The sequence below is a fragment of the Acetobacter cibinongensis genome, from assembly GCF_000963925.1.
Taxonomy (GTDB): Bacteria; Pseudomonadota; Alphaproteobacteria; order Acetobacterales; family Acetobacteraceae; genus Acetobacter; species Acetobacter cibinongensis.
On record NZ_BAMV01000036.1, the window covers coordinates 1 to 23,479 of the forward strand.

22 protein-coding genes and 2 tRNA genes are annotated in these 23,479 nt (G+C 53.2%); 13 read left to right on the forward strand and 11 right to left on the reverse strand.

The features are described from left to right. Window positions 1-239 (forward strand): integrase core domain-containing protein (locus tag Abci_RS12825; protein ID WP_048839577.1); only part of this gene is annotated, 239 nt, incomplete at its 5' end. A 38-nt stretch (window positions 240-277) separates the two neighbouring features. Here Abci_RS12825 and Abci_RS12830 read toward each other — a convergent pair. Next, a complete protein-coding gene (locus tag Abci_RS12830) occupies window positions 278-523 on the reverse strand; it encodes an EH domain-containing protein (RefSeq protein WP_048839578.1) in 246 nt (81 codons plus the stop codon). Window positions 524-918: 395 nt separating this feature from the next. Here Abci_RS12830 and Abci_RS12835 point away from each other — a divergent pair, with 395 nt between their 5' ends. Then, on the forward strand, window positions 919-1,128 hold the full coding sequence (locus Abci_RS12835) for a hypothetical protein (protein WP_048839579.1): 210 nt from the start codon (window positions 919-921) through the stop codon (window positions 1,126-1,128). Window positions 1,129-1,935: 807 nt separating this feature from the next. Here Abci_RS12835 and Abci_RS12840 read toward each other — a convergent pair. After that, the gene (locus Abci_RS12840) at window positions 1,936-2,361 is read right to left on the reverse strand and encodes a RusA family crossover junction endodeoxyribonuclease (protein WP_048839580.1); all 426 of its coding nucleotides are present in this window, start codon (window positions 2,359-2,361) and stop codon (window positions 1,936-1,938) included. Window positions 2,362-2,750: 389 nt separating this feature from the next. On the opposite strand from Abci_RS12840, the gene Abci_RS12845 reads away from it, so the two are divergent. Next, complete coding sequence (locus Abci_RS12845; protein WP_146807043.1) at window positions 2,751-3,320, forward strand: hypothetical protein; 570 nt, start codon at window positions 2,751-2,753, stop codon at window positions 3,318-3,320. A gap of 24 nt (window positions 3,321-3,344) precedes the next feature. Here Abci_RS12845 and Abci_RS12850 read toward each other — a convergent pair whose 3' ends face one another. The 6 genes from Abci_RS12850 to Abci_RS12875 all read right to left on the reverse strand — a co-directional run bounded on the left by Abci_RS12850 (window position 3,345) and on the right by Abci_RS12875 (window position 8,452). Beyond that, the gene (locus tag Abci_RS12850; protein ID WP_084597676.1) at window positions 3,345-3,980 is read right to left on the reverse strand and encodes a Gp138 family membrane-puncturing spike protein; all 636 of its coding nucleotides are present in this window, start codon (window positions 3,978-3,980) and stop codon (window positions 3,345-3,347) included. Beyond that, window positions 3,977-4,903: a baseplate hub protein gene (locus tag Abci_RS12855; RefSeq protein WP_048839582.1), complete on the reverse strand. Its 927-nt coding sequence runs from the start codon at window positions 4,901-4,903 to the stop codon at window positions 3,977-3,979. The genes Abci_RS12850 and Abci_RS12855 overlap by 4 nt, the downstream gene beginning before the upstream one ends. 2 nt (window positions 4,904-4,905) lie before the next feature. Then, window positions 4,906-6,897, reverse strand: a complete 1,992-nt coding sequence (locus Abci_RS12860; RefSeq protein ID WP_048839583.1) for a hypothetical protein — start codon at window positions 6,895-6,897, stop codon at window positions 4,906-4,908. After that, window positions 6,894-7,205, reverse strand: coding sequence for a phage baseplate plug family protein (locus Abci_RS12865; protein ID WP_048839584.1), 312 nt, complete (start codon window positions 7,203-7,205; stop codon window positions 6,894-6,896). The genes Abci_RS12860 and Abci_RS12865 overlap by 4 nt, the downstream gene beginning before the upstream one ends. Window positions 7,206-7,208: 3 nt before the next feature. Beyond that, a complete protein-coding gene (locus Abci_RS12870; RefSeq protein ID WP_048839585.1) occupies window positions 7,209-7,856 on the reverse strand; it encodes a hypothetical protein in 648 nt (215 codons plus the stop codon). 161 nt (window positions 7,857-8,017) lie between these two features. Then, window positions 8,018-8,452: a hypothetical protein gene (locus tag Abci_RS12875; RefSeq protein WP_146807045.1), complete on the reverse strand. Its 435-nt coding sequence runs from the start codon at window positions 8,450-8,452 to the stop codon at window positions 8,018-8,020. A 398-nt stretch (window positions 8,453-8,850) separates the two neighbouring features. Between Abci_RS12875 and Abci_RS12880 the strand changes: the two genes are divergently transcribed. Further along, a complete protein-coding gene (locus Abci_RS12880) occupies window positions 8,851-9,462 on the forward strand; it encodes a hypothetical protein (protein ID WP_146807047.1) in 612 nt (203 codons plus the stop codon). Between the two features lie 631 nt (window positions 9,463-10,093). Here the strand turns inward: Abci_RS12880 and Abci_RS12885 are convergent. Further along, window positions 10,094-11,293: a tyrosine-type recombinase/integrase gene (locus Abci_RS12885; protein WP_048839588.1), complete on the reverse strand. Its 1,200-nt coding sequence runs from the start codon at window positions 11,291-11,293 to the stop codon at window positions 10,094-10,096. 957 nt (window positions 11,294-12,250) lie between these two features. Here Abci_RS12885 and Abci_RS12890 point away from each other — a divergent pair. The 4 genes from Abci_RS12890 (at window position 12,251) to Abci_RS12905 (ending at window position 17,112) form a co-directional block, all read left to right on the forward strand. Further along, the gene (locus Abci_RS12890; RefSeq protein ID WP_048839589.1) at window positions 12,251-12,808 is read left to right on the forward strand and encodes a twin-arginine translocation signal domain-containing protein; all 558 of its coding nucleotides are present in this window, start codon (window positions 12,251-12,253) and stop codon (window positions 12,806-12,808) included. Next, complete coding sequence (locus tag Abci_RS12895) at window positions 12,801-13,286, forward strand: hypothetical protein (protein ID WP_244877690.1); 486 nt, start codon at window positions 12,801-12,803, stop codon at window positions 13,284-13,286. The genes Abci_RS12890 and Abci_RS12895 overlap by 8 nt, the downstream gene beginning before the upstream one ends. Further along, window positions 13,283-14,065: a hypothetical protein gene (locus Abci_RS12900; RefSeq protein ID WP_048839590.1), complete on the forward strand. Its 783-nt coding sequence runs from the start codon at window positions 13,283-13,285 to the stop codon at window positions 14,063-14,065. Before Abci_RS12895 ends, Abci_RS12900 begins: the two co-directional genes overlap by 4 nt. 119 nt (window positions 14,066-14,184) lie before the next feature. After that, a complete protein-coding gene (locus tag Abci_RS12905) occupies window positions 14,185-17,112 on the forward strand; it encodes a TonB-dependent receptor domain-containing protein (protein WP_240554686.1) in 2,928 nt (975 codons plus the stop codon). A gap of 112 nt (window positions 17,113-17,224) precedes the next feature. Here Abci_RS12905 and upp read toward each other — a convergent pair whose 3' ends face one another. Both upp and Abci_RS12915 read right to left on the reverse strand, forming a co-directional pair. Then, window positions 17,225-17,878: a uracil phosphoribosyltransferase gene (gene upp, locus Abci_RS12910; protein WP_048839591.1), complete on the reverse strand. Its 654-nt coding sequence runs from the start codon at window positions 17,876-17,878 to the stop codon at window positions 17,225-17,227. 165 nt (window positions 17,879-18,043) lie between these two features. Continuing rightward, complete coding sequence (locus tag Abci_RS12915; protein ID WP_048839592.1) at window positions 18,044-18,295, reverse strand: hypothetical protein; 252 nt, start codon at window positions 18,293-18,295, stop codon at window positions 18,044-18,046. Window positions 18,296-18,675: 380 nt separating this feature from the next. On the opposite strand from Abci_RS12915, the gene gpt reads away from it, so the two are divergent. From gpt to Abci_RS12940, 5 genes are all read left to right on the forward strand, one after another. Then, complete coding sequence (gene gpt / locus Abci_RS12920; RefSeq protein ID WP_048839593.1) at window positions 18,676-19,158, forward strand: xanthine phosphoribosyltransferase; 483 nt, start codon at window positions 18,676-18,678, stop codon at window positions 19,156-19,158. A 61-nt stretch (window positions 19,159-19,219) separates the two neighbouring features. Further along, a tRNA-Pro gene (locus tag Abci_RS12925) sits at window positions 19,220-19,296 on the forward strand. A 22-nt stretch (window positions 19,297-19,318) separates the two neighbouring features. Continuing rightward, a complete protein-coding gene (locus Abci_RS12930) occupies window positions 19,319-19,624 on the forward strand; it encodes an ETC complex I subunit (protein WP_048839598.1) in 306 nt (101 codons plus the stop codon). A 39-nt stretch (window positions 19,625-19,663) separates the two neighbouring features. Then, window positions 19,664-19,740: transfer RNA gene (locus Abci_RS12935), tRNA-Arg, on the forward strand. An 808-nt stretch (window positions 19,741-20,548) separates the two neighbouring features. Continuing rightward, window positions 20,549-23,479: Hint domain-containing protein (locus Abci_RS12940; protein ID WP_219810314.1), on the forward strand; the 2,931-nt coding region annotated here is incomplete at its 3' end.

The following is a 23,479-nucleotide window of genomic DNA, read 5'->3' on the forward strand; positions in this document are numbered from 1 at the left end:
GCACGGTTGGTGACAGCTACGACAATGCACTGGCTGAGACCATCAACGGTTTATACAAGGCCGAAGTCATCCATCATCTGGGGCCATGGAAATCCATGACGCAGGTCGAATGGGAAACCCTCAGATGGGTGGACTGGTATAACAACCGACGCCTGCTGGCGCCAATCGGCTACAGGCCGCCCGCCGAAGCCGAACGCGCCTTCTATGCAGATCAGAGCAGACTTGATATCGCTGCCTGATTACTGAACAAATCGCTCTCCGGTAAACCCGGGGCAGTTCAGTGTGCCGGATTGCTTATGTCATAGAAGGTGAAGCCACCTGCGGAGGGCTGGGGGTCGTCGTCCAGATACCCCTCCGTGAGCAGCAGGTCAGGCACATCTGTCAGTGTGTAGCCGTGAGGCTTTACCAGTGCCTCAGCCCGGTTTTGGGCCGCAGCCTGCTCGCCAGCGTTACCCTGCTCAGCCAGCGCCCATATTTTCGCCAGAAGATCGAGATTGAGTTTGCTTTTATGCCGTGCGGTCATTGCTCTACCTTCTGTTCATAATGGACAGTACGGTTGGCCAGTAGCGGGCGCAAGTATGAAGTGTTCATAATGAACAGGCTAAGCGAAAGAGCTAGTTAAAGCGGGACTGAACGGGCAGGAGGCAGCGCCAAGCCAGAGATGAAAAAACAGAGCATTCCCGAGCCTTCAGCAGAGAGGGCACATGCTTTTACTCTAAGCTTGTTGATAAAGAATGGAGCCGAGCTTGCCTTCTCGGAAGAGGGCTAGACGAGACAGGTAGCCGGAGGGTAGCTACAAGCTTGGCACAGGGCGCGCTCTGGTCAGAAGTTCTCCCATAGCAGTGAAGAACTAGTTACGAGCAAAAGGAACACTAGGAGAGACTGCATGGGTTTAAGGAAGGACTGGACGTAATAACCATGATTTATAACTGGATCACAATAATCATACTGACAGCCATGCTTTCTGGCTGTGCCCAACAGCCTCGCCAACGGCTGGGTGATACGTCAGCCTGCATGAACTATCGTTCCATGATGACCGCCCCTATGCCTCCAGAAGCCATGCAGAGGCTACAGAAGCAGTGTGAGGTCTCCATGCAGGCAACAGTAACCACACCTAAAAGGAATTGAGAGCAGTCATGGTATTACAAACAGGCATCAAGCCAGGAGAGAAGATGGACGCGGCAGCATGAAAGCATTGGCCATATGTACCTTCGCTCTGTTGTCCTTGGCGCTCCTGCTAGTGGCGGCAATCATCACACTGGCCCCGGAACCCTCCGGTGGCTGTACTCTCGGCATTTGCTTCTGATATTTCTTCTGTGTTCTTACACAGGTGCCGCTTACTTTCTAAAAAATAAGAAAGAGAGCGCCTTATCCGCCACCTGGGCGACAACCAAACACGTTAGAAATCCTATGACCGCCATGCCCATGATATTCAGCATCACACCAACTTTCTCGCAATCCTAAGGCTGAAGCGCTTCATTAGAAGGTGGGTTCCCAATCTGGGTACCCAAAATATCAACAGACTAGCTACCCAAAACCTGCGCCACGGTCGGGGCCACACGATCAAGACGTGATAATGTCCATTATCGCGTATTAGCCAGTCGCTGCTCAGATATGAGCAACGCTCTCCCAACGTGGGGAGCAAAATCGTCATTGGCGAGATTGCTTATTCTGTAAGTGGTAATTCAACCTTGTGGGGCAGTCGGGAAATTCCCCGAGGCACCTACCGACTTCCCGGTATCCTCATCACCCGCGCACGGAGGGCTTCAAACCGCTCAATCTGGGCAGGGCTTGGCTTGCGGGGAATGCGTCTCTTGTGGGGTGAGCAGGGATTCCTGCTCCGCTCTTTAATTCCCCTATTGTGGGGCCTTACCCCCGGCATCCCGGTAGTTTCTGAACCTGTGCAATTCTGCATAGGCGGGTAATCCTTGCCGGTCATAGCGGGCGCACCTCGATCACGGTCGCACTCTCCGGCCCATAGCGGCGCGACAGGATAGCATCCACAATCTGGGCGTCATCCTTCCAGACGATACCATTCAGAGCATCAGCGGCAGTCTTCATCTGATTGTCTATGTCCGGCCTGCTGGTCGGCAGGATGTGACCTGCCAGCGCATCCGCTGTCTTCTTCCTGCTCCATGACGGCGGAGGGGTAATGCTTATTGTCAGGGAAACATGCAGCGGGCCAGTCAGGCATGGCTTGCCGATCTGCTCCATGGCGTGACGCTGGATATGCTTCTCGGCCTGCACCGTTTTTGCATCCGTGAAAGTCCGGCCATTACCAAAACGCGGGCGGCCTTTAGCACGCAAAAGACCAGGAACAACTATGCGGTAAACTGGCGGCGCAATCTCTGTTTTTTCCATGCCTGATGATAGTACAGGCAGGGCCTCCGGTACAACGAAATGAATGGCAGATTCCTGACGAAATCACCACTAAACGGAGCGAATGCCGACCAAGGATCACCCATCATCATGCGCTCGTCGGTTGCGCCTCATATCTAATGAATACTTGTTAAATCTGGCGGGCAACAGCATCACTGTCGGCAATCTGGATAGTGCGGGGATGGAGTTGAGAAATGCACCTAATGAAAGTTATAGCCGCTATCTTTTTGCTGTCGTCGGCAGCAAGGGCTGCGGAATACGGTGACTTGTGGAAATTCCATAAAGGCGCTCCTCCACAGAAGTTCTCAATAGGCTCCCACCAGAGTGTTGCTGATCTGCTAATCCAGCTTGGCCCGTCAGGCGCGTTCGTTATGACGGTTCTCATCAAGGATACTCGCGCTACGGTAGCTGACCTCCGTTTTGATAGCTATGCGCTGCATCTGTTTAACATCCAAAGCCTGCCGCAAGGGACGTTATTTTCTGCCGAGATAAGCAGAAAAGACACTAAGGCGTTTGTGCATGGACTGACCTCTGCTCTAGAGGGAGAACTCACGACAGACGGAGGGGCTAAGACCCAGATAAGCTTGGCAGGAACATCCTCTGCCGTGGATGCGCTGAATGCTTATGCTGCCAGTAACGACCTCGCCCTACCTCCGCCCTTTACCCCAAATCGCCCAGCCAAGGACGAACTGGCTGCCGACATGCAAGCTCTCACGTTCATGAAAAGCGCTCACCCGGCTGCGGTCGACGAAATAGCTTCTTGCGCGCGGACCAGCACCGTGCGTTTGCCGAAGCCAATATCACCAAATGATATGAAGCAGGCGTTTCTGGCATGTTCTGAGGCTCGCGAGGCTTTCAGGATGCTATGCGCGGAAGGCATGCCCAATAGTGCCTGTTTGGGGGCCGCAAGCGCCGTGTTCTTAGGGTTCTCTGGAGGCTAGGGGAGAAGTCATGGCTCGCTTTGGTCACTCCGGTGCCTTAGTTGTCCCGCTGCCGGGCTGCACGCCGGGGTGAGTGTGTTTCGTGAGGCTGATACTGCCCGCTTTCACGTCACCAGAAGTGGTGATGTCGCAATCGAACGTGGCGCTGCTGGCGGAGACAGAAAATTCTCCCTTCGTCTGCACCTTTACACCATCGCCTGTCAGCCAGATGTATTCTTCTGGAGTGCCATTGAGGAAGCCGCCGATATAGAGCCCATCGCTCCAGCTATGAATGCGATGGCTCCCGGGCGCCCCCGGTGCGCGGGCCTGCTTAACATTGGAAATATCGCGGCTTGCAAATACGGCCAGCCCAATATCACCCACAATAGGGTCTACGATAACCGCACTCTTGCCGCCCTGTAGGCGGAGGTAGGGAAGATTATAGATCATCGGCATAGGGGAAAGCAGCCCACGCCCGTTCACCTGTTGCACCATGGGTATGGCATCCACAAATCCGACCGGCTCCAGACCTTTTGCAGAGACAGATTTGACCTGCACCAGAGTGGCCCCGGCCATGCGCGCCATCTGCTGCCGGATTGCAAATAGAATGGGGTTCACGGATCCTGCAGTGTCAGATGCCTGAGCTTGTCCAAGATAGGCGCTCTGGTCTGTCCCGCTCATGACGATGCCCCCGGAGGGGAGCCACTATCTCCGTAAAGCGGTCGCGTCGTCTCAATGCTGGTTAACCACTCGCCTCCTGGGGTCTCGCTCTCAATGTCATGTGTCACTGTTTTTATGTTCCAAATCCCACAAGCGGGGAGTAGGTCACTTGTGACCTTTAGAGACTGACCAAAGCGGATCTCTGGCCTGAGTACTGTCTTGAAATTCAGGCCGTTCCCGGTGAACGACGGATATCCAATCATGCCGGTTGCGGGCGATACGTCTGTAATGAGGTTTGAGCGTCCTTTACCTTCCGGCCAGATGACGTATGTGCCGTTATCAAAGAATCTCTGGAAGCGCCCCATGCGTGCCAGCTCATCCAGTTGCTGGGCGCTACTACCCGTTAGAACAATATCCGAAGCACGCGCGGTCACACCGTCGTTTTCAAAGATAAATCCGAGGCTGCGAACGATTGTGCCCACCGCGTCAGCAATGCTGGCTATGCCCTTGTAACTGGACGAAGGGTAATCAGCCAAAGAGCTGAACGCCATGGCCGTAGAATAAACATTCAGGCATGTGTCTGGGGTGTCAGAATTGTCCTGCCACGCAGAGACGATGTTGCCTTGGAAAATCCGACTAAGAGGCCCCCCTTCATTGCCGGCCGTGATGATGATTGTATTGTTTCGGCCACCGTCCGCATTGGGCGTCAGGACTGGCTGGTTCAAGTCATTCATCAGGGTCTGGGAAAGCCCGTACACGCGCAATTCGGCAGATGACCCAGCTACCCCTCCGACCATATTAATTGTTGCCTGAATACGATGGCCGCTTACATGAAGTTCCTGTGAGCCGCTGACGCCGAATTGCCCGCGGCCAAGCCGAAACGTGAGACTGATTTTGCGTTTATAGAACGTCTCCAGAGAAGCCGCATTCGCTTGCTCGACCATGCTCAATTTATCCCTGTATTGGTAACGGTCGCTAACTCTCGGCTCACAGCGTGCGCAGTACCCCGCGCATCGGTAGCCCGAGTGCTGACATTCACATTGAACGTGTTGTGCGCATGATGGTGAACCTCCTGCGGGGGGCCTGCCGCGGGCTGGTTCCGAGCGATGGCCTGCTGTGCGGCGGCCTGGTTCAGGCCGGCATAGGGGTCATAACCATTTTCACGGCGAGTAATCGCGTGCATCAGGCTGGCAACTGTGTTCACGTCTGACGCATTCAGCCGGGAATCTGGGTTAACCCCCATATCCTTTGAGACCTGAGCGATATAGTCATTTGTAAGGTTGCCATCTGACGCCGGAGCCCATCGGGATATGATGCCGCGTACAGACTGGAGGCCGCGTTTACGCATATAGGTTTGCAGGTTCTGAGCCATGGCATTGAGCCCTGCCTCCGGCGTGGAGAACTGCGCAAACTGCCCATCTGATCCAGCCCCAGCCCATGAGCGAAGGTTGCCGGGGTTATTGTTGCGGATGCCGCGAGGAGCAAGGAGGCCGTGCATAGCCTCTGCACGGCCTCCGATGTAATGCCCAACCTTAGCGGATCCTTCCTCGACGTAGTGCCAGGCGGACTTAGCAGCGCTCTCCCCACGATGCAGCATACTTTCCAGCCACCGCCTAACTGCGGGGGCATCGGTCTGTATGGCCTTCTTAAAACGACTCCAATCAGCCTGCAGGGATCCCATGGCCTTGCCCCATGCGTCAGAGGCATCACTCGTCAAAACCAGCCAGCGCGCCCGGATCGTGTCTGAATCTTCCGTGAAAAGAGAAGCGAAAGCTTCCCAGACTTCTTCTGCTCCATGTTCAAAGCTCTCCCACGCAGGGCGGAGTTTGGTTACGGTGCGCGAGCCGATTTTTTCAATCTTGGCCCAGCCATTGGAAACAGACTGATAGAAGGCGCCAAATTCAGACACGCCCCCGCTCATCCATGATGACCAGTCGTTATAAAAATAACTTCCCGCCGTCACCACAGCGCCAAACCCGGCAGCTAGAGCCAAAACGCCCGCGTTTGCAGCCACAAACCCCGCGACAAAAGGACCGGCTATGGCCACACCAAGAGCTAGGGCTGTAGCAGAGACTCCGGCAAATGCAGCGTCCGCAATCGTCTGATGCTGCCTGATGGTATCAGTAGTCGCCCGGATCAGGTCATTCACCTTGGCCACCTGGGGGGCGAAGTCGCTCTCAATCTGTCGGCCCAACGCTGAGGTGGAGGTGCCGAGGCGCTCCTGAGAACGCACAAGCGCTGCGTTGGCCTTGGTCTGCTGTTCTGTAACCTCAGCTCCATCTTCCTGCGCCTCGTGCAGCATCCGCTGAATGGCGCCAGAGCCTGAATTGACCAGAGGAAGAACCCCATCTCCGAAACCAAAGCTTCTGGCCTGCTGCGTACGCCTGCGCATGTCTTTGATGGCAGACAGATAGCGGAGGGCATTCTTGAAAATCTGCTCCGTGCTGGAGGCGTTGCCTGTCTTCCCATCCAGAACCGCAATGCCCGAGCGCTGCATTTGCTGGAGTTGAGGAGAAAAGGTCTTGTTCAAATCCCATTCTGATATGGAGGAACTGATAGAGGAGAAGGTCTGCCGAATACCCTCCGCACTCCCTCCGGCCATGCGGGCAGCAGCCTCCCACTTCCCAAGGGATGCCGTGGAGGTGTCGATAGTTTGTGAGAAATTTCGCGTCGCTACGACGTTGGCACTAGTCTCCCGAAAGAAGGCATTTAAGCCTCGACCCGCCGTGACAACGGTGAGCAATCCCAGAACCTGCTCACGGACATTCCTGACAGATTCAGCTACACGAGTATGGTCCCTCTCGATCCCCTTGGCATTATCACCCAGACGCGCGCGCAGACGATTCAACGCGCCTTCTGTTTGCTGAGAGCCTTTTACGACCCCCTTGGCATCCAAGCCCAGAGAGATGACAAGGGAATCAATGACCGCGCTCGTCACGGGATTGTTTCTCCAGGCTCAATCCAATAGAGGACGTAGCGACTGCCCAAGCCATCATATGTTGGGTTGCTATCAGTTTTCCCGTATTGGTCAACAAAGACGAGATCGCCCTTCATCCCGTGGTAGGAGCGTCCCACAAGCAACGTTCTGTCTTGGCAGATGACCCCTACAAGGATTGTCCTCCCATTCAGGGCAATATCGGCATACAGCCCGTTACTACGCTGGCGCAGAACAACCCCGACATTTTGACCGCCCAGCAAGACAGCCAAGGATTGCGATGGTGTGGGAGTTAAAGGGATGGCCTGCATGTTTTAGCTTCCACTTGTCACGGGCACGGGGTTCACTTGCCCTATATTGATGAGGGGGGCGCCGGATGGCTCTTTTGTTGTCAAGGCGCTGGCTCCTGTTCTGGCAAGCTTTGCTCTGGCGCCCCCTCGCACTTCTTCAGCGCCAATCATGAGCCGCAGCATTGAAGGAGATGCCCCTTGGCGTATGTCTCGCTCTACATGCGTGATGTTCATATTCAGATAAGTAGCTTCAGGGGTTGCTATGCTGAAGAGGCTCGTGGATGCAGCAGCAGCTTGCACAGCCTTGTAGAGTGTTTCGCGCGTAGGGAGGTCTCCATCACAAATCAGCATCACGCGCACTAAGTTGGGCATGGAGACTTTATTTACGGAAGCAAAAGCCCCTTGCTCCATTGGAGCGTTGGTTATCCGGCTTTCTTGAATGACGCCAAGGGAAAGAACGTGCGAAGACGCGGCTAACGGCTGACCATCTTGGCTGAAAATCCCCCACTCTTTTGCGCTCTTGTTGATTGTGTAGTCTTCAAGCGCGGTCGCAAGGATTGTTGACGCAGACGCCCGGACGCCATCGGTCACGGACTGCCCCAAAAGCGCGGGAACACCCGCAGCAACGGGAATATCCCAGACAGACGGCAAAGCTATTGGAAGCAGCGGCATCAGATTGCCACCTTACTGACGAGAGCGCGCTTCCCTATCAGCGGCTCTCTGCGCCACATATCGGTTGTGCTGGTCGATAACCAGAAGCTCCGCCATGTCATAGAGATCCTCAGCGTCGTAGATGGTCTGGAGCTCTCCAAGGGTTGCCATCCGCGCATGGATTACGGCTCCAATGAGGGGGCTGAGGTTGGGGTAGTTGAGAAAGTCTCCCGCTCCTGGTGGGTTTGGTCTGAAGCCAATGGCGGCAGGGAGCGGGAGACGGCCTGAAAAAAACCAGTGTTGAACTCGAACGCCTTTTGCTGGAGGTCAATAAAGGTGCCGATATCTTCAAAATCAGAATCGATGATGGATCGGGTTATGCTGGGACGCTCAGGGTCTGGCTTAATCTTGATGCAATCCCGCAGATCTTTTTCCAGCGGATCAGAAAAGGCCGGTGGCATAGAGCGCAACACATTTAGGCCTATTACTGAGCGGGCCACCTCAGCAATGGCGCCAGCATAGACTGCCCTCGCTTCAAGTGGAGTATCAACTGTAGCACCGTGGAGAAATGAGCGCCCCCATCGCTCTGCCTGAAAAGCTGGCATGCGAGAAATCACGAACTCTTTCCCTTTGTCAGGGCCCTCAGTGGTGACGGTATAGTCTATTTCTCGGATCAAAAAGTACCCCTCCAGCAGTATAAGAACATGGCAAGAATCATAGTACAGGTGGGGCATTCAGTACAAAGAAATAAACCACATTTCCCAGCTAAAAGCAGAGCTTTCCGTGTTGACAAATGTTGACATTTACAGCGCGATTTTTGAGAACGAGGAGCCTGATAAAGCCTGACATTTAATGCCGGGGAATGTCGGAACGGAATGACTGAAAAATACTGAAATCCCTGCACTACTTTATGAATAAAAAACGGCAGTTTTCTGCGGTTTCAATCATGGTATGCCGCAAAGTATGGTATAACTTTCCTAATGATTTCGGAAATACCAGAGGGAATAATTCAATCATGGGAGGTTTTGGCTCAGGTCGGCCCTATGAAGGGCGGCCCCGCGTAGGTGCAGCAAAACAGATCAAGATTGGCGCTATGGCGAAGATGGGGGCACTAACAGAGGGGTGGTCAGCCAGTCTTAAATGGTCAGGAAGTGGCTGCGATGACATGGAAGGCACCTTCGCAGACGACACGCTGCGGCTGTCATGGAATGTGGAAGCCGACCGAGAGAGCCTGCACGTTGTCATGCCCATTAGTGTTTCATGGTCAGACTGCAATTATGGAGGCAGGCGGCCTTGGATGATCTGCCCATATTGTGCGAGGAGGGTCTCGACCCTGCACCTGTCAAGCAATTCCAAGCAGCTTGCGTGTCGGCATTGTTTCAACATGACCTATGAAAGCCGGAATGTGGACGCCATAGGCCGGTCATGGATGAGAGAAGAAAAGCTATTGAAACGGGTTGGTGGGACTTGCGGAGGCGGCTTGTCTTCACGGGGGCCGTCCCGGCCTAAGGGGATGCACCGCACAACGTATCATCGTATCTGCAAGGCCGCTTTCGATGAGGAATGGAGGCGTGATGAGGCTCTAAACGATATCTGCATGGCGCGGTTCGGGTGCCGGTGGGGCTGACCCATGGCGAGTTGCACAATACGCGCGCGCGAGGCTGCATTTCCCGCGCTAAAAAAGAGACACGTCCGCTGATAACGGTGGCAAGCAACAAGATGACCTGATTTTACAGGCCATGAACAGGAAAGCTCCTCCGCCTGCTAACAGGCGACCTGAGGCAGTTCCTTTGCTGATAACAGCGGCTCTGAGCAAACGAGCAACCTGAAAAAACCTGAAATCGAAAACGTCAGCCTGTTAGTAAATGTTAAGGTTGCTCAGCCACTATTTGGTCTGGCTTAGTGAGAAAACGGCAGGAGGGATTGGCTCTGAGAACCTCCAAAAACTTGATATTCAGAACGCTAATTTCAGAGGCTGCGGGAACTGCGCCAAAGTTTGTGCAGACGAATTTCGGACGCACAAGTCTGATTTAACCCCCATTTTCTTATAAGAAAGCCCCAATGAAATAACTCTGGGTGAATCTGGCAGCATAGTACGGGCTGGGTTTGCTGGGTGTCACGACCGTCACGACCGGCTCTTTTGCCAGTCGTGACACATGCACACTCTCAAAATCGGCAGACTCCAGCCATATTTAGAGGCCGTCACGACTGTCACGACCGTCACGACCAGAAAAAGTAATGCCGGACAGGCTCTAGCCTCACTCTCGGCATTGTTCCGCCCAGGCTTCCATGAGAGGACGGCGCTGATCGAGTAGATCAGTCCTGCGGTAAGCAGCCTCAACCTTGTTCTCTATGGCATGGGCAAGGGCCATTTCCGCAACTTCACGCGGGCAAGCGCTGGTGTCAGAAGTCCAGTCTCGAAAAGTGGACCTCAGGCCGTGGACTGTTACGTCCTTCGTCTTGGCCGCAAGGTGGAGGGCTTTGCTCAAGGCTACATCAGACAGAGGCTTGCCACTTTTGTGCCCAGGAAAGACAAGATCGCCCGCATGTTTATCTCGGAGGGGTAGCATTTCCTGAAGGATAGCCAGAGCATCATCAGATAAGGGCACGCGGTGCTCACGGCCAGCTTTCATTTTATGGTCAGGGATGGTCCAGATTTGGGCGGTCATATCAATTTCGGACCAGGCAGCGTTACGCACCTCTCCAGACCGGGCGGCAGTCAAGCAGCAGAAGCGTACTGCCTTGGCTGCAATCCCCTCCGATGCGCGCAGGGCAGTGATAACCGGGGCTATATCCTTCCATCCTACTGCTTTGTGGTGCTGAACCTTCATCAGCTTTGACGGTGGGGGCAGGGTAGCGGAGAGATGGCCGCGCCATCGTGCCGGGTTTTCACCCTCACGCCATCCCTGCGCACGAGCATAGTCCAGAATGCGTTCAATCCTGCCTCGAAGTCGTCCCGCTGTTTCTGTCTTTTCTGTCCATATTGGACGGAGGGCGGCCAGTACGTCCTGAGTGTCGATGTTTCGCACGGCCTTCTTGCCGAACACTGAAAAAACATGCTGCGAAAGGGAGCCCGTCCACGTTGCCGCTGCCTTGTGGTCTTTCCAGCCGGGGGTCTGTTCCTGAATGTAGCGGGTGGCCACTTCTTCAAAAGACAGCCCTGTTTCCAGCTTGCGTGTTGCTTTATCCTTTTCACGCTCCACTATGGGGTCAAGGCCGCTTTTGAGCAGGCGGCGGCAGTCAGAAGCACGGGAACGCGCATCGGCAAGTGAGAGGTCAAACGCGCTCCCCAATCCCATTTGGCGGCGCTTGCCGGTTACGGGAGACTTGAAGCGCAATTCCCACAACCGTGAACCACCAGACACCACAAGCCACAATCCCCCTCCGTCACATATGCTTCCGCTCTTGTGACGGGAGATATGCAGGGCAGTCAGACGATTGGGTGGGAGACGGCTCATGGTGTTTACCCCTCTTGTTACCCCTCTTAAAATCAGAACTTCACAGGCTCGTCCAGACCCACGCAGACACATTCGATTGAATAAATTGGCAGTTGCTCTAGGGTTTGTGAAACGCCGAGACCCATGCAGACACATCAGTTAGGGGGACACCCCTTCCGCCATCAGGTATTCCCATATAATTTAAATACACCGCAAAACTCTTGTTTCTGCGTTTTATAGCCTCCCAAATACTCATATTTTTTATAGATTTTGTTCTGTGAGTAAATTTCAAAACTATTCTGATGTAACGCTGCATTGATATTTGTCTTTATGTTGGCATGATTTTGAATTTCCAAAATCAGCTTACCTAAAAGATTTCCTGTATTGATTTTAATTTCTATTGACGTGCCAGTATTGACGGAGCTATTTTGTCAAAATAGGGAAAGTCGCATGCCAAGTTGGCTCGCGGCTTTCTTTTTGTGGTCACGGCCAGCTAAACGAGTCACATATTACGATATGTGGCAGAATTTCATTCGCTACAGGCCCGTTCTGCAAAATACAGCGCTACAGCTGCTTACAGGCGTATCGTCGGATACGAGGCTCTTAGAGCAGTTTTTCATACATATCGCGACAAAGTGGTAGTCCCGGCATACGGTGATGCAATGGGACAGGCTGTGTTCTGGAAAGATGCTTTCAAAATTTAGACGCGAAAAGGCACTGTGTCCGGTACCTTTCCATATTTCCAGAAAGCCGCAAAGGTTTAAAGAATTGCTTCAAAATTTTTCACCTATGTCCGGCAGCCTCCAATACTTATTGGATTAAGCCTGACGATTGGCGCGCTATTGAAGCAATGTTGCTGGCGACCACGCATGATTCCCTAATTTTCAAAAGTAAAAACGCTCCCTGCGTCCTGAACGCTCTCCACTCTCCCTACCACCGGCCGCCCTCTGAGGCGGCTTTTTTATTGGATGAACGCCAATGGTAAAGTCTCGCCGTAATTTTCTCCGTACCTCTGGTCTGCTGGCCTGCGCGACTGCGCTGGCTGCTTGCACGCTCACAAAATCTGGCAATGTCACCAGCGTGACGCTGAATGTCGCCAAAGTGGATGCCTATGCAAAAGCGGCTCAGAACTTTGCAAACACAATTCTGTCCGTGCCGCTGGTTACGGCCACCCTTGGGGCTGCACTGGTTGCGCTCATTAATGCTGCGGCAACGGGGATTGTGGGCGCCATTGACCAGATCAATACGGCAGCAAATGGCGCGGCCACCGTCAGCTACGACAGCACCAGTGTGAAAACGGCGGTAAACAGCATTATTGCTGACCTGCAAACGGCTCTGGCCTATGCCAAGCAGGGCATTGCCGGGGTTGAAAGTACGGCAGCCACCGCCGACACAATCAGCAAGGTAAACACCGCCATTTCTGCCGCCGAGACCATTCTGTCTCTGCTCACGGCCCTGATTGTGTCCGTTGGCGTGGCCCGCGCTGCGCCAACGCCAATGAGCGAAGCCACTGCGCTGGCTGTGCTTGGTGTATGAGCACTTACATCCTGTGTGGCATGGGTGGAAGCCTTGTCACGCTGGCGACAATCGGGATTGCGCTTCTGCTCAATCGCGGGGGTCGAGACCGGCGCTGGCCAGAGGGCTGATAGCCGTCTGTGTATTTCTGGCCTCCTGCTCAAGCATCCCCACGCAGGCCCGTCATGACCTGATAGGCACAGACCGCTCAGCCCTGATTGCCTGCGCTGGCGTTCCCGACAACCGCGAGGCGTTGCCAGACGGCGAGGTGCTTGAATGGCGGCAGGATGCGCAGGTGCAGGGGCCGCTCACGCTCAAAACGCCTCTGTCGTTTGAACTGGACATTGGTGGCCACGGAACATGCCACCTTGTCGCACGGTTGCGGCAGGGGCGTGTGGTCCAGATTGAATATACCGGCCCAAGCGCCACGCTCTCTGGCCCCTATGCCGCCTGCCGCCCTTTGGTGCTGGCCTGTGAGAAATGGATTACCCATAAATGAGAAAGCTAGGCTGCAAACCGGCTGTAACCCGCCACAATCAGCCGCGCCTGTCCGGCCTGCGCATGATGGCGCGCAAAGCCCCGGCCAGACTTGTGCGTGACCATATTGATCCGGCACCGTTGATGCTGGCGAACGACCAAATTGGTGACTGCACCAGCGTAGGAATCGCCAATCACCTTCGGGCAACGGCATCTCTGGCAGGCTACCAGATCGACGTCAGCACAGGGGATGCTGTCCGGTTCTACAGCGAAAGCACAGGCTACAGGCCTGCCAATGCCGAGTCCGATCAAGGGGGTATTGAGGTAGACGTTCTAGGGATTGCGGGCAGGGATGGCTATCATCTGGACCACGGGACGTATTACCCGCTCTGGGGCACGGTTGACCCGCAGGACCGTAACGCACTCGCGCTGGTTGTGGCGGGTATGGGCTGCGCTTATCTCGGCGTGCAACTCGCCGCCGCTGATCAGGCGCCGGGGGTGTGGGACACGGACCGCACGGGCGACAACACGCCGGGGTCATGGGGCGGCCACTGTCTGCTTTTGTGGGATTATACGGGGCTGGGCGATAATGACCTTGTGACGTTGCTCACATGGGGTGTGCGGCAAAAAGCAACATGGCAATGGCTTCACAGCCGCATTATGGAAGCGCACGGCATTATCTGGCCGCAGATGGTACTGCCGTCAGGCTTTTATCCCACCGGTCCTGATCTTGACATGCTGAAGGCGGATAATGCAGCGTTTTTGATGGGCAACTTATGGCAGGTGCCAGTAACCTCATAACTTATGGTTAACGGATATATTTAATTCCGAAATCGACATAAAAACGCAATGCAGGCATGATTAATCCGATATCGTAATAATGTGCGTGGTGCCATCACGTTAGATGAGGATATGCTGTGATGATAATATCCAGAAATATGCGGAAAATCCTATTTCTGTGCGGAACGTTTTCCTCAGGACTGGCTGTCCTCTCAGTAAATGCAGCCTATGCGGCACCGGCAGTAGATACGCTTGAAAAGGAAACCGAAAACAAAACCAAAAGCAAAAAGAAAGAAGCGACCAAGGCTGCGTTGAAAACACCCGCCGCTAAAAAAGAGACATCTGATGAAGTGATCATGGTTACGGGGAGCCGTATTGCAAACCGCAATTCCAAAACACCCACACCCGTAAGTGTGCTGACCCGTAGTGATATTCAAAACCAGTCTCCCACCAACAATCTGGCAGATCTGGTCAACCAGTTGCCACAGTTTGCCGGTAGCACAACGCCCGAAAACTCTCGCCTGGCGTTGAGCGGCGGCACCGCAGGCATTAATGCCCTCAACCTCAGGAACCTGGGGGAGGTCCGTACCCTTGTTCTGCTGGATGGCCGCCGTTCTGCCCCGTCTTCTATTACAGGCCTGGTAGACGTTAACACCTTGCCACAGCAGTTGGTAAAACGTGTGGATGTGGTAACGGGTGGCGCTTCGGCTCAATATGGTTCTGACGCCGTTTCTGGCGTTGCCAACTTTGTGCTGGATAAAACCTTTACCGGGCTGAAAGTGAATGCAGATTCCGGAATTTCTACCTACGGGGACGGTGTAAACTATTCAGCGTCTGCCGCTGGTGGTTTCGGGTTTGCTCACGATAAAGGCCATGTGTTGCTGAGCGGAGACTACGCTCATACGGATGGCATTTATCAGGTTGACCGTAAATGGAACGAGAATAACAGCCGCATTATTTCTAACCCTGCTTATGCAGCGGGTAACGGCCAGCCTTATTATATTGTCCGGTCGCCTGCGGGTACCAATAATGCGTTGCCGGGCGGTATTATCAACTCATCCGTGGGTGGCACGGCCAATTCTCTCAAAGGAATTTATTTTGGGCAGGGGGGGAGTATTAACCACTATAATTATGGTTCTCTCGCAACCTCCACAACATCCGTTGGCGGGGATTACGCGCTGGCAGATAACGGCCGTAACATCGGCCTGTCTCCGGGGAGTGACCGCCGAAACCTGTTTGGCCGCCTGAGTTACAAGGTTGCCCCTTGGGCCAACCTGTATGCGGAAGGGTCCTACAACTGGAACGAGTATGTTTATAACGCTGGCCCACAGTATCTGTCTTCCATCAACCTGACCGGCGATAACGCCTACCTCCAGAACGCGCTGGGAGCAGATGCCCTTAAGGGGGTGACATCTGCCCGGCTCGGTACAACTGCGCGGGATATGCCCTACCGTAAAACCGACAACAAACGTAGTGTCCAGCGTTACACTGTTGGTGGTGAAGGCAATTTTGAAATGTTCGGCAAGCGCGCCTCCTGGAGCGCCTATGCACAATATAGCGCAACACGCACGCACGAGCAGATTTACAACGTCATGAATACCGCAAACCAGCTTAGGGCAACCGATGCTGTTTTTGCCCCTGCTGGCAATGCTGCGGGTATTCCGGCTGGTTCAATTGTGTGTCGGTCCACACTGACCAATCCGGGGAACGGCTGTGCGCCTGCCAACTGGTTGGGCACGGGTGTGATGTCTCAGGATGCAAAAAACTATATTCTGGGCAATCCGTACCGCGACCAAAAATTTCAGGAAATTGTGTCAGGCGTCAACCTGTCCATGACCCCCTTTGCAACATGGGCGGGGGATGTGAGCGTTGCGGTGGGCGGTGAATACCGTGATGAGCGGGCTTCTGGCTATGTGCCAACCGAATATCGTTCCGGCTGGTCTGTCGGCAACTTCCTGCCCACCTTTGGTGGCTATAACGTCAAGGAAGCTTATCTGGAAACAGAAGTGCCGCTTGCACACGGCTTGGCCTTTAATGGTGCCGTGCGTGGCACAGACTATTCCACATCCGGCTATGTGACGACATGGAAAGTAGGGGGAACCTGGCAGCCGATTGAGGATGTTTTGTTCCGTGCTACCCAGTCCCGCGATATCCGTGCTCCAAACATTAACGAACTGTACCAGGCAGGCACATCCCGCACGAGCACGGTGCTCAACCCGTTTACGGGTGATACCAGCACAATTATGGAAACGACTACGGGCAACAGCAAGTTACGGCCGGAAAAAGCCTCCTCTACCGTGGTGGGTGCAGTCATTACGCCCCGGTTTGTGCCAGGGCTTTCCATCTCGGTTGACTGGTTCCATATCAAGCTGAAGGACGCTATCCAGCAGTTCTATTCGCAGGATATTATTGACCAGTGCTATCAGGGCAACCAGAGCTTCTGTTCATCTTATGGCGTGGACCCATCAGGGCAGAGAGATCTGCTGTTCAAGGCAAGTCCGTTCAACTTCAGCAAGATTACAACAAGTGGCATTGATATTGATGCATCATACCAATTTCCGGTGCGGCGTATCTTCCCAGGTGTGGGCGGAACCTTCACCGTGCATGGTCAGGCAACAAATTACCTGAGTTATGTGCCTGACTCCGGGCTTAGTCCCGCAATTGATCTGGCAGGACAAAACTGCTGCTCTTCCGGGCCACCAAACTGGATTTACCGTTTCTCGGCTACCTATAGCATGTCCCGTTTTAGTGTAACGGCCATTGCGCGCGGTATTAGTGCGGGCAATTACTCAAACAGCTACATACAGTGCGCGTCTAACTGCCCGGCCTACAGCGCGTATTATCCTACGATAGATTCCAACAAGGTTAAGGGCACATTCTACTTTGATATGAACTTTACTTATAAAATGCAGTATCAGGATTTTGGCAAAATGCAGGTGTTCCTGAATATTACCAACCTTGCCAATTCTTCACCTCTTATCCTGCCGGAAAGTGGGCTGGCTGCTAACTCTACTTATAGCAGCTTGCTGGGCCGTACGTTCAGAGGGGGCATACGCTTTGAACTGTAAAGCTGTTCAGGCGTAAGGCCTGGAGTAAGGTGATAATTAAAAAGGGGGGAGGGCACGTGGCCCTCCCCCCTTTTTGTTTGGGTCTATCCTGATAGTTCTGCTGGGCGAGAGACTACTTGGTTCCGAAAAGACGGTCGCCTGCATCCCCAAGGCCGGGACGAATATAGCCGTGGTCATCTAAGGTCGGGTCTATCGAACAGGTAATGACCGGCACATCAGGGTGTGTTTCTGCCAGATAGGCAATCCCTTCTTTAGTGGAAAGAAGGCAGACAAACAGCAGGCGCTGGGCACCTTCCTGCTTCAGGCGTGTCAAGGCAGCGGCGGCACTGTGACCAGTTGCCAGCATCGGATCGACAACAACGCAGCGGCGAGATGATATTTGCGTGGGAAGCTTCAGATAGTATTCCACGGCCTCAAGTGTTTTGGGGTCGCGGTACAACCCTATATGGCCAACCGGAGCAAAGGGAACAAGATCAAGCATACCGTCCAGCAAACCGTTGCCAGCACGCAGAATAGAAATGAAGCACACATCCGGGCCAGCAAGTTGCTTGGCGTGCGTTGTCTCCAGCGGTGTTGTGATTTCAACAGTTTCCAGAGGCAGGTCGCGGGTGGCTTCATAGCACATCAGCAGGCTGAGTTCACGCACCAAACGGCGGAAGCCTGCGGTTGATGTCTCAGCTTTCCGAAGATGGGACAGTTTGTGCTGAATAAGCGGATGGTCCAGCACGATAGGGGAGGACGCGAAGGGAGAAGGCTGTGTTGTCATGCCTTTTCTTTTAGCGTCAGACTTTTTACAGCGCTATGCCAGAGTGGCCCCATGATGGGAGAAAATAGCCATAAATTAGGAAAATACGCCCGCCTTGGCTCTAAAAGAATGGCACGGCGTCATGGCTGGGGAGGTATCCAGTTATCCCCCAGCCAAAGTATGCGCTTAGCGGCGTGGGCGCTGCGGTGTTGTGGCTGCCCCTACAGCTGCCCCAGTGCCACCCCCGGCCAGTGCGCCAATGGCTGCGCCTGTACCGCCACCAGCCAGCGCGCCAATAGCGGCACCCCCACCGGCACCGATCAGGGCCCCAGAGCCAGCGCGTGCGCCGGAATCATATCTGTCCCCACATCCAGCAAGCGCCAGAGTGGCAATAAAAGCGGCAGCCGTCATGGCGTTTCTTATGATGTTGTGTGTCATCGAACGGTTCCTTGTTCTGCCTCGGTACAAAGGACTGCGCCTCTTGCAGTCCTGTAGCTCTGTTACACAGTGAACAGACCACTGCGTTAATCAATGGGTTAGAGAGACAAACTTCTCCATCGCCACGCGGTTGGCCTCATTCTGTTCCGTAATAAAGCGCGGTAAGTCAGAAAGTTCTTTTCAGGAAAAAATTTACGTTTGTAAAAATCTGTAGGGGCAAAATAACAGGATGATGGATCTTGCCCCTTAAAATGACCCGGAAAAATGCGCTTTTCAGAGAAACAGGTTTGCAGCACAGGGGCGGGTAGTGGCAGAACAGCGCCGAAAGGGCCGGGGGAGCTGGCCTGAGAGATTACTGTTAAGTAAGGAATAAGCGCCAGATGGCCGTAAACTACGCGACTGTCACATGGGACCAACTGCACCGGGATGCCCGCCTTTTGGCTGAGGCACTCGTGCCAGCACTGCCCCTTAAAGGTATTGTGGCTGTTACGCGCGGGGGGCTGATCCCAGCCGCCATTATTGCGCGGGAACTCAACTGCCGTTTGGTGGAAACCATTTCAGTAGTAACTTATGATGAAGAAGACCGCGGACAGCCTTCTATCATCAAGTCACCGGACGCCGCCGGAGATGGCGAAGGCTTTCTGGTTATTGATGACCTGGTAGATTCCGGTGTGACGGCACGCGTGGTACGCGAGAAACTGCCCAAAGCGACCTTCGCATGCCTGTATGCCAAACCCGCTGCTAAAGCGTTGACAGACAAGTTTGTAGTGGAAGTCCCGCAGGATACCTGGGTTTTGTTCCCATGGGATACGGCTCCTTTGTTTGTCCCGCCGCTGGCCAGCAAAACAAAAGAGCACAAATAACTGATTTTTTTCACTTTTGGGGTTGCCAACCGGACGAATGGCGCTTAGGTTCCGCTTCGTTCGGGGCGTGGCGCAGCCTGGTAGCGCGCTTGTTTTGGGTACAAGAGGCCCCCGGTTCGAGTCCGGGCGCCCCGACCACTATCTATCTGGAGGCATGACCATGCCAGCACGGATTTATAAGCAGCCAAAAGCAGCAGGCCAGTCAGGTCTGGCAAGCACTCAAGAATGGGTGTTTGAATACGGACAAACTGCCCCACGCAGCCGGGACCCCTTAATGGGATGGTCAGGCGGCTCAGACCCTCAATCACAAATTCGGCTCTATTTTGCGTCTTGCGAAGAGGCTGTGGCCTACGCGCAGCGTAAAAAAATAGAGGCTGAGGTCGAGCAGCCGGTAGAACGGGTGCGTAGCCCCAAAGTGTATGCTGATAATTTTGCTTCTGACCGAATTCAGAACTGGACCCATTGATTTTTAGGTCAGTGGTCGGTATCTGCAACGCCAAGGCAGGCGCCCTTAGCTCAGTTGGATAGAGCAACAGCCTTCTAAGCTGTGGGTCGCTGGTTCGAATCCAGCAGGGCGCACCACCTTTTTAACCATTTACTCCACGACAGGTGGATGATTCATTTTCTGCCAGCTGGCAACAACGCACAACATTCCGCAGTTGTAGCCTCGCTGTGTTCTTGGCTGCGTGGTAGTGCCACGATATATCGTTCCCCATATTTTAAGAAATGCTGCCAGCCTTTCATTGTTCTAAATTAGAACGAACGCATGCTATAAGCATTGAAGAATTTTGATGAGGCTACTTTGGCTTTGTCGCCAGTTTTGCGGCTAATAATCTAACTATATATATAGCCGGGTTTCCATTGGGTGCATCAAAGCAGTTGAATGGAGCGCCAATAGCATCCGCCTGCATTAAATGTTAACGAAACAGCCAAGTTCTATCATCCAGTATTCTTTCTGCTCCTCAGACAAATTGCTCCGCTCAGGATGAGCGGGGGTTTGACCGCAGCGCAAACTCAAACAGTGGATGTTCGTCTTTGCTCTCATTGGTATCTAGGAGAGAGTCTTATCCTGATCGGGCCGCTCAATAGAGCTCCGCTCTGCTCGCATTTTCTTTATTGATATTGGGGAAATATAATCACAGGCATGTCCCTGAGAACAAAGAATTGTTTGGAATTAATTACAGTAAAAATTAAATTGTTTATTAATAAAGTTATGTAAAATTAGAACAAAATATATTTGTTATTGCCGGTTATTTATTCGAATAAAAAATTTGTCAATAAAATACTAACTATAGGCGGGTTAAGTTAGATGGCAACGGTAATTTCTAAAGGTATCTGGGAGGCCGTAAATATTGATGGTGCTACCTATTATGTTAGTGGCCACACCTCAATGGCTGCACCAAAGGCTCCATACGATAGCAACTCGACGATCGTTTTAGGGGGAGCTGTCGTTTCAGCGTTATCAGGTGCCGTGCTGGCTGGCCTTACAGTCCAGAGTGGGGGTGTTCTTGATATTGTCAGTGGGGCTGTCGGGCACGATCTGAAGGTGTTGGCTGGTGGTCATATTTCAGCAACGTCAGGAACAGTAATAAGCGGTCTTGTTTTATCCTCGGGCAGTATCAACAACATTGCCACTTTCAATACAGTAACAAACTATACGAACGATACGTTTACGCACACAATTCCAAATTCAAAGACAGGGGCTGATAATCAGTATCTTCCTATTGATTTTCGGACGCATGTGACCTCTGTTTCCATTAATGTGACAATTCACTCAACAAGTTCACAAGGACTGCAATTCTTCGCACTTCAAGCCAATTTTGAAGATGGGGCTTGGGCGCACGGTGGGCAACAAATCTTAGGGCCTAAACCGTGGCGAATTAACTGGGGCGGACTGGTGAGCACAGCCGATGACAACACAGGCTATTCCCTTAATGATCCGCAAGCACTCGCCTATCTCCAGAATAGCCTTCCTCAATATGTCTCGACCAATTTTGCGGTGGGCAAAACATATACCTATTCTATTACCCGAGGTGCACAGGTCACCTTTCTTCCCGGCTATTATACGAAAATTGAAGGTCATCAAGTCTATTATGTAAACCATGCCCGGACGATGTGGGAGTGGAATTTTAGCGTCACGCCGACTGATGCGTCTTCCGCTCCGGTTACCCAGACAATTTACGCAAGCTTGCCTTATATTTCATGGGCAGCTTACTGGAACGAGAATTTTACGAATTATCAACCGGTCAGCGAATGGACAAACCTCAAGGTTTATTCTCAGGATGATCTTGTTCCTGTTGTCAGCAAGACTTTGTCGGCTAATTCAAAATCACCTGTAGGACCCAATAGTACCGTTATTTCCGGCTCCCGGGTTTCCGGTGCAACGGTCGTAGTTTCTTCTGGGCAGGTTTTGAATAGTTCATGGATACAATCCGGCTCATTGAGTATTCACAGTGGGGGCGTGACTTCCGCTTCCACGGTGTTCTCTGGCGGTAGCATCACAGCCGCGTCCGGCGGAATTGCACTTGGAGATAGTGTCTTTGCTGGTGGCAAAGTGGTGGTGCTTTCCTCCGGGATCGCAGAGCGCGGAACCATCATGTCTGGTGGTTCAATTGTCGTGTCCTCAGGCGGAAACGCAGTTTCAAATATCTTGTCCGGTGGGAGCGAAACCGTCTTATCGGGTGCTCATGTGGCGTGGGAAACCATTTTGGCCGGCGCGAAACTAACCGTATCAAGTGGAGGTATGGCTGGTGGGAACATAGTCTCCTCTGGTGGCACACTTGCTGCTTTGGAAGGCGCTGTTGTTCGCGGAGATACCATTTCGGCCTCTGGTAAAATGGAAATCGCTGGCGTTGCTTCAGGTACAAAAGTTCTGTCAGGCGGAACCATCAGAATTGTCGGGGGCACGTTGCGGGATGCCACCTTTACCGGTGGGTCGCTCGTCCTTGTCAGCGGCACGGGCCAAAATAACGTATTTTCTGGAGGTAAGCTTACTTTTTCCGGGGGCGTTTCATTTAACAACAAGTATTATTCCGGCACAGTCGCCACAGTCATGGCTGGTGCAAATCTTCACCAGGAGACGCTCTTTAGTGGTGCGACCCTGACTGTTTCCAGCGGCGGCGTCTCACTTAATAATACACTTTCAGGAGGGACTGAGAGTGTCATGTCAGGAGGTATTGTTACGTCTCAAAGGGTGCTCTCTGGCGCAACACTCGTTCTCAGTTCTGGTGCCGTGGCCGATAAAACGTTTCTCGCGTCTGGTGCTACGCTCGATTTCCGTGGCCTAAACTATGCATCTGGCGCTACGGCATTTATCAATAATGCTGGCATTCTTACCGTTTCTGCAGCAGGGCAGACGGTGTCCACGGCACTTGCGGGTCAGTATTCTTCTGGCCCTATCGATATCATGGATGATGGTGCAGGTGGGATCAAAGTTCAGGTCTGTTTCCTTGCCGGTACCCTGATTCATACCCCTTCCGGTCTAATTCCCGTTCAGTCTCTCCATGTAGGTGATGACATTCTGACATGGTGCCCGGTAAAAAATCTCAGCACAGTAAGCAGATTGGTCTGGGTTGGCACAAAGCACTGTAGTGTGCGTCCGGAGTTGGCTGACGATGAAGCTGGCTACCCGGTACGTATTCTCAAAAATTCACTCTCTGATGGCGTGCCGTTTAAGGATCTGCTGATCACGGGTGAGCACTGTCTTTTGCTTCACGGCAAATTTGTGCCAGCTCGAATGCTCGTCAATGGTCGTTCAATTTTCTTCGACAAGACGATCTTATCTTACGATTACTACCATATCGAGACAGCTCAACATGCCGTTGTCATGGCGGACGGGGTGCTCACGGAGAGTTATCTCGATACCGGAAACCGAACGTCTTTCTCAAAGCAGACTAAAGTTGTTTCTATCGACAAGGCTGTCAGCCGTAATTTGACCTGGGCGGATGCCGCGGCCCCGCTGGATGTCTCTCGAGACTTTGTCGAACCTATTTTTAATGCGATCTCCAGCCGTGCTGAGCAGGGTGCGCTTCCTGCGCGCACCCTGCCGGTTGTACTGAGCCAAGATATGAACCTCCACCTTACGATGGACAACGGCTTAGTGATTCGTCCGGTTCGTGAGGTCAATGGCCATGCCGTGTTCGTGCTCCCTCCCGGTATGAAGGCCGTCCGCATTGTATCCAACGTCAGTCGGCCGAGCGATGTGATCGGACCGTTCGTTGATGATCGTCGTACTCTGGGTATTTTAATTGGTGGTATCACATTGTTCCAAGGCCACACCCCACATGCTGGGCGGATTCAACCGGTCGTCGCAACACCTTCG